The organism is Bradyrhizobium sp. SZCCHNGR1005, from assembly GCF_032489995.1.
Lineage (GTDB): Bacteria > Pseudomonadota > Alphaproteobacteria > Rhizobiales > Xanthobacteraceae > Bradyrhizobium.
This window is the reverse complement of record NZ_JAUEZC010000002.1, coordinates 402,959-415,695: the sequence shown is the minus strand read 5'-3', so window position 1 is coordinate 415,695 and position 12,737 is coordinate 402,959. Positions and strand designations below refer to the sequence as shown.

The following is a 12,737-nucleotide window of genomic DNA, read 5'->3' as shown; positions in this document are numbered from 1 at the left end:
CGATGAGATCCGGCGGCCGCTGCAGGGGAGCGTATACCCACCGTTGAAGGTTGTGCTTGCATCTGCGACCATGCGGTGCCGATAACGCAGGGAGAGGCATTCGTGATCAATGGAGTATCGGAGAAGCCGCAGTCCGCGATCCGTCCCGTCAGCGTCATCTGGTACGAACGGCTTGCAATCGTGGCCGTCGTCGCGACCGCGGCATCCGCCGTCGCCGATCGGGCGACCCTTGTCAAATACACCAATCAACATCCAGTCGCGTACCCGATCCTGGTCTTAGCTTTATTTGCAGCGCAGGGACTATGGATCTGGCTGGTCGCGCGTCGGCGAACAAACTGGGCGCGCTGGATCAGCATGATTTCGGTGATCGGCGGCATTCCAAGTGTCATCTTGAGTTTCGAAGCACGGTTTCGTTTCAACCCTGCCATGGCAATCATTTCCTGTATCGCATTCGTCGTATCAGCCCTCGCCGTTTCGATGCTTTTCCGTCGGGATGCGCGAGACTGGTTTGCCGGATCGCGTCAGTCGCCATGAGGCGGCGTCTCATGGCCTCGGCTGAATGGGGGGCGCCTTACCTCCCGTTTGATCCGGAAGGCGTCGTGACGGCCTGGTCGAACGCGTCAATGGATGTGAAAAAAAACGGCGCGGTGGACATGGAGGAGGCGGCCGAGACGGGCGCGTGATCAGGCGGGCCGTGCGATCTGCCCGAGCATCGCCTTCACGACCAGCCGGTGAAACGGTGTGATCACGGCGAGATAGCAACGGCCGAGAAGGTTGTGCGTCCTGACCAGCGTCGTGGCCGTGACCTGGCGGCCCCCGCTTGCGGCGGTGACGTCGATCACGACGCGGAAGTCGAGATGGCTGTCGTCGAAACCAGCGACCAGTTGCTCCGGTGTTTCGCTGATCACGGGGAACATGCCGATCAAGCCGAGCCTGCCGCTATCGCCGGCGCCGGAGGTCTTCAGCCCGAATGGTGCGACCAGCAGGTTGCGCAAGGCGAGCAGCGCCTCGACCCAACGCGGCGAGCGGCCGAACATCCGCGTCGCTGCTGTACGGGCATCGATCGTATTGCTGGCGACCGTCATGCAAAAGGCGTCGGCGAACTCGGCGCCGTCGAGCCATCGCGCACGGTCGACGGTGGGACTGGTCTCGTTGATCGTCATATGCGGCGAGCCTCTCATCTGGAGTCCGGTCTGCGCTGACAGGCGAGGTCACGCGCAGGGTAGGTCGATCTGCCCGAGAATCCAGCCTTCGCGAGGAAATGACAATGGTGCCGTTACAGGGGCTTCAGCCCGACGGCCATCAACGACCTCGATCATGCCGCAGAGACCGGCCAGCGCATCGAATGGATCTTCGCCGTCTTTGCGCGGGCCAAAGCCGTCGTGCAGCTTCTCCTCGACATCGGACGAGAATTGGATGCCATGGCGGGCCGCCCAGGCGAACATCGCGGCGCAGCCCTCCCTGCGTCCGGTCTGGGTGCGCTTCCCGATTGTCCGCCGCATGCCGATATGCTGATAGGCCTCCGCCGGATAGGTCTCCGCGATCGTCAGGGCAGGTCCTTGCAGCGCTGCCAGCATCCCGTCGAACGGCCACAGCGCGGCGCCACGTTCCAGCGCCGGAATCAGGATATCTTGCCAGCCGGCCAAGGCCGCCTTCCCAACCTGCTTGGCGCCGACCGTCCAGAAGATCGATTCCGCGCGGGAGCGGCAAGACGTAGGCCGGTCACAGTCGCGCAGCAGCTGATCGAAGGTGGAGCATTCGAGCGCGCGCAACAGGTCGGCGCGCCGGCCGCCGGCGGGATGCTTGCGATAGAACGGCTGTAGCGGCGAGATGCGGAACAGGGTGTCGGCGGGTTGGAGAAAATGCTGGGCCTGCGGCGAGCAGACGAATTCGCGAAAGCCGGCTCCAATCCGCCCCAGCCAAGCCAGTGGCAGGCCGATCGGAAAATCAAAGCCGGCGAGCGTCGGTTTTGCATGGCCGAACAACTCGTCGAGCAAGGCGTCCGACGACGGCGTTTGTGCGACCCGCTCGACCAGCCAGCCACCTTGCCTGCGAAGCGCGCAGGCGCTCCAGCGCTTGGGAGCATTGCTGCTCCAGTCCGAATGGACCAAGCGCTCAAACGTGAGATGGCCGCTGGATCGCATCATTGCGCTCGAGAAAAAGCTGCTACCGCCCCCGCTCCGGAACGCGGGTGATCTTGGCGCCGAGCGCGTTCAGCCGCTCGTCGATCCGCTCATAGCCGCGCTCGATCTGGTCGGCATTGTTGATCGTCGAGGTGCCCTCGGCGCACACAGCTGCCAGCAGCATCGCCATCCCGGCGCGGATGTCTGGGGAGATCATCGAGGCGCCGCGCAGCTTGCTGGGGCCGGCGACGACCGCGCGATGCGGATCGCACAGCACGATGCGCGCGCCCATCGAGATCAGCTTGTCGACGAAGAACATCCGCGACTCGAACATCTTCTCGAACATCACGATGACGCCATCGCATTGGGTCGCCGTGACGATCGCAATCGACATCAGGTCGGCCGGGAAGGCCGGCCAGGGCTGGTCCTCGAGCTTCGGCACGTGGCCGCCGAAATCGTCTTTGATCTTCAAGGTCTGGTCGGACGGCACGATGAGATCGTCGCCGGCGATCTCGCAGACGATGCCGAGCCGCTCGAAGCCCATGCGGATCGAGCGCAGGTGATCGACGCCGGCACGCACGATACGTAGCGGGGAGCGCGTGACCGCCGCAAGCCCGATCAACGAGCCGACCTCGATATGGTCGGGCTGGATCGCGTAGGCTGCCTGGCCGAGGGGCGCTGCTCCATGGATCACCATGGTGTTGGTGCCGATGCCCTCGATATTGGCGCCGAGTGCGACCAGGAAATGCGCGAGATCCTGCACATGCGGCTCGGACGCCGCGTTGCGCAGATAGGTGGTGCCTTGCGCGGCCACCGCGGCCACCAGCGCGTTCTCGGTCGCGGTGACGCTCGGCTCGTCGAGGAACACGTCGGCGCCCTTCAGTTGCGAGACCCGGAGCTCGATCTTGTCGGTCGCGGTCACGGTGGCGCCGAGCTGTTCGAAGGCGAGAAAGTGGGTGTCGAGGCGGCGCCGGCCAATCACGTCGCCGCCCGGCGGCGGCAGCGCCACTTCGCCGCAGCGCGCGAGCAGGGGGCCGGCGAGCAGGATCGAGGCGCGAATGCGCGCGCACAGATCGGGGTCGAGATCCGCGGCGCGGATCTCCTTGGCGTGGATCGCCAGCCGGTTGCGGCCGCGCCATTCGGCCGAAGCGCCGACCGAACGGATCAGTTCCACCAGCGTCTCGGTGTCGCGGATGCGCGGCACATTGTCGAGCGTGACCGGATGCTCGGTGAGCAAAGCAGCGGCGATGATCGGCAGCGCCGCATTCTTGTTGCCGGAGGGTTCGATGGCGCCCTTGAGGCGATGGCCGCCCTCGACGATGTATTTGATGGGCGTCCCGCCGGCTTCAGGCTTCCGAAGGTCGTGATCCATGAGGTTCCTATCCGAGTCTGGCTTCGGAAACGCCGGCGGTGCCGGCCACGCGCGGCGGCGTCATGGCGGACATCTAGGGCAATTGCGGGGAGGTCAGCAATCCCATGGCGACCCGGCAGGCATGCCGATTACACGACGCGTGCGACGCCAGGAACGCGCAACAGCAGACCCGCGGCAAGATAGCACAGCGTGCAGGCCACCGATCCCGTGATCACGAACTTCAGCAGCCCCGGCGCGGCGATGTCGCGCCAAGCCAGCGCCGTGCCGACCAGGATCGGCGGGTGGATGATGTAGATCAGGTAGGCGCGGCGGGCGAGCCGCGTCCAGCCGTCGGTCAGCCGGGCGAAGCGCCGCTGAAAGGCGGTCAGTAATCCGAGGAGGAAGCCCCAGGCGACGAACGGCTCCCAGAAGGCGTAGACCAGCGCCTGGACGTTCAGCCCGCCTTCCGCGTTGCCGGGCAGCACGTGAAACTTCAGGTCGATGAATCCGACCAGCGGAAAGACCGGAACGGCGATCAAGGCGACACGGAGCCAAGTTTTCTTCTGAGCCTCTGGAATGTGTTCGAGCCAGCGGCCGTCGGCGGCGGCGCAGCCCGCCGCGAACAGGGCGATGTAGGAGGCGAAATAGCCAAGCTGCAGGAAGGCCACGTTTACGCCGACCGGCCAGACCAGGCGCAGCAAGAACGCAGCGAAGCCGATCAGCAGCGCGGTCACGAGCAGAACGGCATCGGACGGAAATGCTCGCTTTGTCGTCGCGCGTGGTAACGGCTGTACCCACTGCCACAGCAGCCAGGTCGCCGCGAAGATCAGCAGCGCTTCCGCAAACCACAACGGGCCGGGTTCGAATCGGCCGTGCGTCCAGAGATATTCGAACACGCGAGAGAAGGAGCGTCCGTTCGCCGTCTGCGCCAGCGCGACGGTTAGGGGATGCAGGACGACAAAATAGACCGCGAGGGGAATGCCGAGCCGGACCAGGCGTTCGCGGACGAAACCGGCGAGCCCGTCGCGCCGATAGGAGGGCGGCGTGTAGTAGCCCGCCAGCAGAAAGAACAGACCCATGAACCAGGCCTGGTTCACCGTGCAGAACAGGACGAGCAACGCCCCGCCCAGTGTCTCCGATGGAGCGATTTCCTTGTAGTACCAGCCGCCGATGGCGCCATAGGTGATCGCGGTGTGATGGGACACGACCAGCAGCGTGACCGCTGCGCGAAGCGCGTCAATCCCGCCGTTGCGGCCCGCCGCGCCGGCCTTGACTGCGGTCACGGTGCCCTTCTCGACGGCGACATGCGCCGCGCGAGGGAGTGCCTCATCCGCGACTGACATTTCGCTCGACACGCTGCTTACGATCGGCTGCGCCTCCGCCCGAAGCTGCACAGGGGCTTGCGAGGCACGCGCGATGTGGAATCAGGTCCGCATCGCGCGATGCTCGTCCGATCCAACTATAGCGGATGCAACCGTTGAGCGACAGGCCCAATCACGATGGATCGCGCGAGGGTCTCGCGAGACTCGTGCCGATGGCGGCCGGGTCGCACTCAGCTACACGTCGACATTGGCGGAAAGCGAGTTGTCCTGGATGAATTCGCGGCGCGGCTCGACCACGTCGCCCATCAGCTTGGTGAAGATGTCGTCGGCCTCGTCGACCTCCTTGATCTTCACCTGCAGCAGCGAGCGCGCTTCGGTGTCGAGCGTGGTCTCCCAGAGCTGTTCCGGGTTCATCTCGCCGAGACCTTTGTAGCGCTGCAGGGTGACGCCCTTGCGGCCGGCATCGGTCACCGCCTCGAACAGGTCGGTCGGGCCGTGGATCACCGTCTCGGTGTCGCCGCGGCGGAGCAGGCCGGGCTTCGCATAGGCCTCTTGCAGGCGCGGCGCGTAGTCGTCGAGCTTGCGGGCGTCCGCCGAGGCAAGCAGCGCATCATCGATCGCGGCGACATCCTTGACGCCGCGCACGGTGCGCTCGAAGGTGAAGCCCTGGCCCTCGACAAACTGACCGACCCAGCCACGCTCGACCTCGTCCGCCAGCACGTCGAGCCGCTTGGCGATGTATTCCGCCGCGGCGTCCGCGGTGGCGATGTCGCGGGTGATGTCCGGTCGCAGCACGCCGGCGATCGCTGCCTGCTCGACCACCTTGCGGTCGTAGCGGCTGTGCAGATTGCCTAGCACGTTGCGCATGATGCGGGCATCCTCGACCAGCGACAGCAAATCGCGGCCTTTGCGTTCCTCGCCATCGGCAGTCCTGAACACGCAGTCGTCGAGGCCTGCGGCAATCAGATAATCTTCCAGCGCGCGCTGGTCCTTCAGATACTGCTCGGACTTGCCACGGCTGACCTTATAGAGCGGCGGCTGGGCGATATAGAGATGGCCGCGATCGATGATCTCGCGCATCTGCCGATAGAAGAAGGTCAGCAGCAGGGTACGGATGTGAGCGCCGTCGACGTCGGCGTCGGTCATCACGATGATCTTGTGATAGCGCAGCTTGTCGGCGGAGAAGTCGTCGCTGATGCCGGTGCCGAGCGCGGTGATCAGGGTGCCGATCTGCTCGCTGGAGAGCATCTTGTCCGGGCGCACGCGCTCGACATTCAGGATCTTGCCGCGCAGCGGCAGCACCGCCTGGAATTCGCGGTTGCGGCCCTGCTTGGCGCTGCCGCCTGCCGAGTCACCCTCGACGATGAAAAGCTCGGACTTGGCCGGATCCTTCTCCTGGCAGTCGGCGAGCTTGCCCGGCAGCGACGAGATGGCGAGCGGGCTCTTGCGCGTGAGCTCGCGCGCCTTGCGCGCGGCTTCACGCGCAGCCGCAGCCTGGATCACCTTGCCGACGATCACCTTGGCTTCGGCCGGGTGCTCCTCGAACCAGGCCGAGAGCGCTTCGTTGAGCACGTTCTCGACCACCGGCCGCACCTCGGACGAGACCAGCTTGTCCTTGGTCTGTGACGAGAATTTCGGGTCCGGCACCTTCACCGAAAGCACCGCAGTCAGGCCTTCGCGGCAGTCGTCGCCGGTCAGCGCGATTTTTTCCTTCTTCGCGTTGGCCTCGGCATAGCCGTTGACCTGGCGTGTCAGCGCGCCGCGGAAGCCGGCGAGATGGGTGCCGCCGTCACGCTGGGGGATGTTGTTGGTGAAGCACAGCACGTTCTCGTGGTAGCTGTCGTTCCACCACAGCGCAGCTTCGACCGTGATGCCATTGGCCTCCGAGCGCACCATGATCGGCGCGGGGACGATCGCCTTCTTGTTGCGGTCGAGATATTTGACGAACTCCTCGACGCCGCCGGAATAGTGCATCTCCTCGCGCTTCTCGACCGCATGGCGCATGTCGGACAGCACGATGTTGACGCCGGAATTGAGGAAGGCCAGCTCGCGCAGGCGATGCTCGAGCGTGGCGTAGTCGTATTCGACGATCTTGAACGTGTCGGTCGACGCGAGGAATGTCACTTCCGTGCCGCGCTTGCCCTTGGCCTCGCCGACCACCTTGAGCGGCGCCACCGCATCGCCATGGGCGAACTCGATCAAATGCTCCTTGTCCTCGCGCCAGATACGCAGCTGCAGCTTGCTCGACAGCGCGTTGACGACGGAGACGCCGACGCCGTGCAGACCGCCGGAGACTTTGTAGGAGTTCTGGTCGAACTTTCCGCCGGCATGCAGCTGGGTCATGATGACCTCGGCGGCGGATACGCCCTCGCCCTTATGGATGTCGACCGGGATGCCGCGGCCATCGTCGCGCACGGTGACGGAATTGTCGGGATTGAGAACCACTTCGACCGCGGTGGCATAGCCTGCGAGCGCTTCGTCGATCGCGTTGTCGACGACTTCGTAGACCATGTGATGCAGGCCGGAACCGTCATCGGTATCGCCGATATACATGCCCGGCCGCTTGCGCACGGCGTCCAGGCCCTTCAGCACCCGGATCGATTCCGCGCCATACGTGCTCGCAATGGCAGGCTCGTTTTCGGCGATCGTTTGCCGGGCGGGTTCAGTCATGTGAGGCCTTTGAGATATCCCGAAGGCGCGGTGCCGCGCAGGGATGGGATGAATGCTATTTGTGCCACGAAAGGCGATGCGCGCCTAGCGCAAAGTGGACGCCTGTAAGATATTGAAGAGATAGCATTTTTTAACGGTTTTTCAAGGTGCGCAGCGCGCCGTTTTGGGCGATGCAAAAGCCCGATTCGGCCGGCCATTTCAGCCCCGCAAAACGACGGAATTTCGTGCCTCGAAAGGCGCAGGAAGGTGCCGGAATCCGAGACGGTCAGGCGGTGCGGCGGCTGATGCGGCCGGCCTCGACATCGAAAACCTCCCCGGACGGTCCGAGCTCGGCAAAGGCCGCGGGATCGGCGCCGGTCAACCACACCTGCGCGCCCAATTTTCCAAGCTCGCCGAACAGCGCCGCGCGGCGGCCGGGATCGAGATGGGCGACGATCTCGTCCAGCAACAGCAGCGGCACGATCCCGGTGGTCTCCGCGACCAGGGTCGCATGCGCGAGGACGAGGCCGATCAGCAGCGCTTTCTGTTCGCCGGTCGAGGCATCGCGCGCCGGCATGGTCTTCGGCGCGTAGACGACGTGGAGGTCGGTCAGATGCGGGCCGTCGAGCGTGCGCCCCGCGGCGGCGTCGCGCACGCGATTGTCGCGCAGCATCGCGCGGTAGCGGTCCTCGACCGCGAGCGCAGGCTCGGCGAGCAGCGCATTCTCCATCCAGCCGTCGAGCGCGATCTCCGCGGATGGAAAGGCGGAGGCGGCGCCGCGGGCGCGCAGCATGGCGGCGAGCTTGACCGCGGTCTGGCCGCGGCTCGCCGCCACCGCAACCGCAAGCTCAGCGGTCTCACGCTCGATGGCGTCACACCAATGGTCGTCGAAATTGCGCACTTCCAGCAGCCGGTTGCGCGAGCGCAAGGCCCGCTCCAGCGCCGAGACCCGGCTGGAATGCTCGCTGTCGATCGCCAGCACCAGGCGGTCGAAGAAGCGCCGCCGCTCCGAGGCTGCGCCCATGAACAGCCCGTCCATCGCCGGCGTCAGCCACACCATGCGGATGTGGTCGCCGAAGGCGCTCGCCGAGGCCACCGGCTCGCGATCGATCCGGCAGCGCCGGCTCGTGGCGGCATCACTCCTCGGAGGCTCGATGCCGGTGCCGAAAGTGGCGAGGCCAAGCGCGCCTTCCACCTCGGCCGAGACGGCCCAGGAACCGTCGCCCTGGTTATCGGCGACATCCTCCAGCGTGGCGCGGCGCAGGCCGCGGCCGGGTGCAAAAAAGGAGATCGCCTCCAGGCAATTGGTCTTGCCGGCGCCGTTGGGGCCGACCAGCGCGATCAGATCGCCGCGCGCCTCGACGCTCGCGGAGCGATAGCTGCGAAAATGCGTCAGCGCCAGGCGGTTGATGCGGGACGGGGTCATTGAGAACGGACGGCAGTGACGGGAGCTGTGTCATTGCCGGGCCTGACCCGGCAATCCATCGTCCGCGCTAGCGGACGATTTCATCATATAGGTCACGCCAGTCGGGATTGCTCGCCACAATCAGATCAATCTTCCATTCGCGTGACCAGCGCTTGATGTTCTTCTCGCGCGGGAGCGCTGCGGTAATCGTGTCGTGCGGCTCGTAATAGACCAGCCGTTTCACGCCGTAACGCTTGGTGAAGCTCTCAGCCAAGCCCTCGCGACGCTCGTAGACGCGCCGGACGAGGTCGTTAGTCACGCCGACGTACAGCGTTCCACCGGGCTTGCTGGCAAGAATGTACACCCAGTAGGTCATTTGTTTGGATGGATGGCCGGGTCAAGCCCGGCCATGACGAATAAAGCAAGCTGTGCGCTCGGTGAAGGCTGCCGCTATGCCCACAGCCTCACACCCGCATCGGCATCAACACGTAGAGCGCGTTTCTGTGGTCGCGGTCCTGGATCAGGGTCGGCGAGCCGGGGTCGGCGAGGCGGAGCACGGCGACCTCGCCCTCGATCTGGGCGGCGATGTCGAGCAGATAACGCGAGTTGAAGCCGATATCGAGCGGGTCGGAGGCGTATTCGACCTCGAGTTCTTCGGTCGCGCTGCCGGAGTCCGGATTGGTCACGGAGAGCACCAGCTTGCCGGCCGACAGCGCCAGTTTCACAGCGCGGCCGCGTTCGCTGGAGATCGTGGAAACGCGGTCGACGGCGGCGGCGAAATCGACCTTGTCGACAATCAGTTCCTTGTCGTTGTTCTGCGGAATGACGCGGCCGTAATCGGGGAAGGTGCCGTCGATCAGCTTCGAGGTCAGGACCACCTGGCCGATGCTAAAGCGGATCTTGCCCTGCGACAGTTCGATCCGGATCTCGGCCTCGTTGTCCTCGATCAGCCGCTGGACTTCGCTGACCGTCTTGCGCGGTACGATCACCCCGGGCATGTCGGCCGCGCCCATCGGCTGCGGCAGATCGACCTGGGCCAGCCGGTGGCCGTCGGTCGCCACGGCCCGCAAGGTGGGCTGCTTGGCGTTGCCGGCCGCATGCAGGTAGATGCCGTTCAGATAATACCGCGTCTCCTCGGTCGAGATCGCAAACTGGGTGCGATCGATCAGGCCCTTGACGTCCTTGGCCGCGAGCGTGAAGGCGTGCGTCATCTCGCCGGCAGCAAGGTCGGGGAAGTCGCTCTCCGGCAGGGTCTGCAGGGTAAAGCGGGAGCGGCCGGCGCGGATCGCCAGCACTGCACGTTCACCGTCGCTTTCGAGCACGATCTGCGAGCCGTCCGGCAGTTTGCGCACGATGTCGTAGAACATGTGCGCCGGCACGGTGGTCGCGCCGGCGGTCGCGGTCTCCGCGGCCAGGGTCTCGGTGACCTCGAGGTCGAGGTCGGTGGCCTTCAGCGACAGCTGCGACTGTTCGGCGCGGACCAGCACATTGCCCAGAATCGGAATGGTGTTGCGCCGTTCGACCACACGATGGACGTGTCCCAGCGACTTCAGGAGTTGCGCGCGTTCAACCGTGACCTTCATAGCAATACCCGCCCGCTCCGATTGAGCATGTCCTGGAAATGCCGGCGGGCTTTTGAGCTGCGCCGCGGCCGATGACACCCCGCTCCCGATCGGAACCTCGGTTCAGTCGGGGCGCAGGGGGAGCGTAAAGTGGCGCGGATGGGACGGAAGCGCAAGAGATGGGACGGTCATTTCCCACCTTTCGGCGGCCGTTTCAGGCCGCCGGCGCAGTGTTTAAGACAGGATGGTGAAGGGCGCCAGAAGGCTGCCGGGGCCGCCGGGCGCAGGACGTTCTGTCCGCGCCTCTCGCGGCAGAGACTTACTCCTGCAACTGCCGCTTCAGCGACTCGACTTCTTCCGAGAGCGCGCTGTCCTTGCCGACCAGCCCCTCGATCTTGCGCACGGCATGCAGCACCGTGGTGTGGTCGCGTCCGCCGAAACGGCGGCCGATCTCCGGCAGCGACCGCAGCGTCAAGGTCTTGGCCAGGTACATCGCCACCTGGCGCGGCCGCACCACATTGGCGGTGCGACGCGAGGACAAAAGGTCGGAGCGGCTGACGTTGTACTGCCGCGCCACGACGCGCTGGATGTCCTCGATCTTGATCCGCTTCGGCTCCGAGGGACGGATCAGGTCGCGCACCTCGCGCTCGGCCATATCCAAGGTCACAGGCTGATTGTTCAGCTTGGAGTGTGCGAGCAGGCGATTGATGGCGCCTTCGAGGTCGCGGCCGTTATGGGTGATGGAGCGGGCGAGATAATCCAGCACGGGCTCCGGCACGTCGAAGCTGGCGTGATGCACGCGGGCTGCGGCGACGCGCGATTTGAGAATGCCGAGCCGCAGGTCTTCGCCAAGCGTTCCCATCTCGACGACGAGGCCGCCGGCCAGCCGCGAGCGGACGCGATCGTCGAGGCTTTCGAGATCGGACGGCGGGCGGTCGGCTGCGATCACGACCTGACGGCCGGCATCGATCAGCGCATTCAGCGTATGGCAGAACTCGGCCTGGGTCGACTTGCCCTGCAGGAACTGCAGGTCGTCGATGACGAGCACGTCGATGCCGCGGAGCGCTTCCTTGAAGGCAAGAGCGGTCTGGCTCTTCAGCGCCGCGACGAAGCCGTACATGAACTTTTCGGCGGTAAGATACAGCACCTTGCGCTCGGGGTTCGCATTGCCGGCCCACGTCACCGCCTGAAGCAGGTGCGTCTTGCCGAGGCCGACACCGGCATGGATGTAAAGCGGGTTGAACATCACGGGGTCGCCGCGACGGCCTTCCGCCACTTGGCGGGCCGCCGCATGTGCCAGCGTGTTGGAGCGGCCGACGACGAAGCTTGCAAAGGTCAGGCGCGGATCGAGCGGCGAGCCGCCGAGGGCGTCATGATTGGCGGCGACCGGCGGCATCGCCGCTGCGCGCGGCTCGAACGTCGGGCGATTGTCGCTGCGTTCAGCCCGGCGTGCTTCGACCGCCACGGGCGCCTCCTTTGCCGGCATCGCGTTGCGCATCGCCGAGCGCACCGTCAGATCGATCCGGTGGACCTCCGGCATTTCGGCCTGCCAGCACGACAGCACGCGCTCGGCATAATGCGCCTGGATCCAGCTCTTCAAAAACCGGGTGGGCACCGACAGATGGACGCTCTCATCCTGAACGCTTTCCAAATCCATGCGTGCAAACCAGCTGGTGTAGACGTCTTCGCCGACAGTCGACCGCAGCCGACCTTTGACCCGAGACCAGCGTTCCTGTTCCGAATTTGTCATTGTCGCCGTAACTTCTTGAAGGTGAGTGATGAATGCCATGAGCCCTCGCGCAGATTTGCTGCCGAAGCGCGCGCGATCTCGAACCGGAAGCTGATTCCAGGCATAGCTCCGCCGTCGACGCGAGCGCCGGTGGTCAGATCAGTGCTGGCTGGAATAAGGCCTCCGCGAGATCAGAGCGGACTCGACGGTGGTGCCTGGTAAGGCTTGGGGGGAGGGCCCATCGCAGTGCTAGCGGTATCGATTGCCAAGTCGATCGCTAAGAGGGGGTGAGCCGGAACTGGCTGTTGGTGTAAAACCGCGACTTGTCCGTAAAGCATGCAACCTCCCCGCCTCGCCGTGATTGCTCACGACAAGTTGTCATCTCGCACATGTCCCAAATGCAGCCGCGCCTGAACCCCAGATTCAGCCGCTACGCCACTACATCCCGTAACTGTCCCACTCGTCAGGCGTTGCTATCGAAGTGGCTGCCGGAGTGATCCTATCCCGTATTTCTCTTGTTCAAAACCACGAAGCATGGATGCCTCGCCCGAGAAATTTCGACATAGTTTCACCGTCACCCATATTGCTATGGGCCA

At 65.0% G+C, this 12,737-nt stretch carries 11 protein-coding genes; 2 read left to right on the top strand and 9 right to left on the bottom strand.

The features are described 5' to 3' along the window. Positions 1-102 precede the first annotated feature (102 nt). Positions 103-534, top strand: a complete 432-nt coding sequence (locus tag QXZ85_RS08025; RefSeq protein ID WP_315769652.1) for a hypothetical protein — start codon at positions 103-105, stop codon at positions 532-534. 11 nt (positions 535-545) lie between these two features. After that, positions 546-683, top strand: coding sequence for a hypothetical protein (locus QXZ85_RS08020; protein WP_315761634.1), 138 nt, complete (start codon positions 546-548; stop codon positions 681-683). On the opposite strand, the gene QXZ85_RS08015 is transcribed toward QXZ85_RS08020, so the two are convergent. The 9 genes from QXZ85_RS08015 to dnaA all read right to left on the bottom strand — a co-directional run bounded on the left by QXZ85_RS08015 (position 684) and on the right by dnaA (position 12,162). Beyond that, a complete protein-coding gene (locus QXZ85_RS08015; protein WP_315702398.1) occupies positions 684-1,163 on the bottom strand; it encodes a DUF2867 domain-containing protein in 480 nt (159 codons plus the stop codon). Between the two features lie 48 nt (positions 1,164-1,211). After that, complete coding sequence (locus QXZ85_RS08010) at positions 1,212-2,147, bottom strand: hypothetical protein (RefSeq protein ID WP_315769651.1); 936 nt, start codon at positions 2,145-2,147, stop codon at positions 1,212-1,214. A gap of 19 nt (positions 2,148-2,166) precedes the next feature. Next, positions 2,167-3,495 carry a UDP-N-acetylglucosamine 1-carboxyvinyltransferase gene (murA, locus tag QXZ85_RS08005; protein WP_315761638.1) on the bottom strand — a complete coding sequence of 443 codons (1,329 nt, stop codon included), beginning with the start codon at positions 3,493-3,495 and terminating at the stop codon, positions 2,167-2,169. A gap of 128 nt (positions 3,496-3,623) precedes the next feature. Then, positions 3,624-4,817, bottom strand: a complete 1,194-nt coding sequence (locus tag QXZ85_RS08000; protein WP_315702401.1) for an acyltransferase — start codon at positions 4,815-4,817, stop codon at positions 3,624-3,626. A 213-nt stretch (positions 4,818-5,030) separates the two neighbouring features. Beyond that, complete coding sequence (gene gyrB, locus QXZ85_RS07995) at positions 5,031-7,466, bottom strand: DNA topoisomerase (ATP-hydrolyzing) subunit B (RefSeq protein ID WP_315702402.1); 2,436 nt, start codon at positions 7,464-7,466, stop codon at positions 5,031-5,033. Between the two features lie 265 nt (positions 7,467-7,731). Continuing rightward, positions 7,732-8,871 (bottom strand): DNA replication/repair protein RecF, encoded by a 1,140-nt coding sequence (gene recF, locus QXZ85_RS07990; protein WP_315702403.1) that lies wholly within the window; start codon positions 8,869-8,871, stop codon positions 7,732-7,734. Between the two features lie 67 nt (positions 8,872-8,938). After that, positions 8,939-9,226 (bottom strand): GIY-YIG nuclease family protein, encoded by a 288-nt coding sequence (locus tag QXZ85_RS07985; RefSeq protein WP_315728116.1) that lies wholly within the window; start codon positions 9,224-9,226, stop codon positions 8,939-8,941. Positions 9,227-9,314: 88 nt separating this feature from the next. Further along, positions 9,315-10,433: a DNA polymerase III subunit beta gene (gene dnaN, locus QXZ85_RS07980; RefSeq protein WP_315702405.1), complete on the bottom strand. Its 1,119-nt coding sequence runs from the start codon at positions 10,431-10,433 to the stop codon at positions 9,315-9,317. 298 nt (positions 10,434-10,731) lie between these two features. Continuing rightward, positions 10,732-12,162 carry a chromosomal replication initiator protein DnaA gene (gene dnaA / locus QXZ85_RS07975; protein ID WP_315702406.1) on the bottom strand — a complete coding sequence of 477 codons (1,431 nt, stop codon included), beginning with the start codon at positions 12,160-12,162 and terminating at the stop codon, positions 10,732-10,734. Positions 12,163-12,737: the final 575 nt, after the last annotated feature.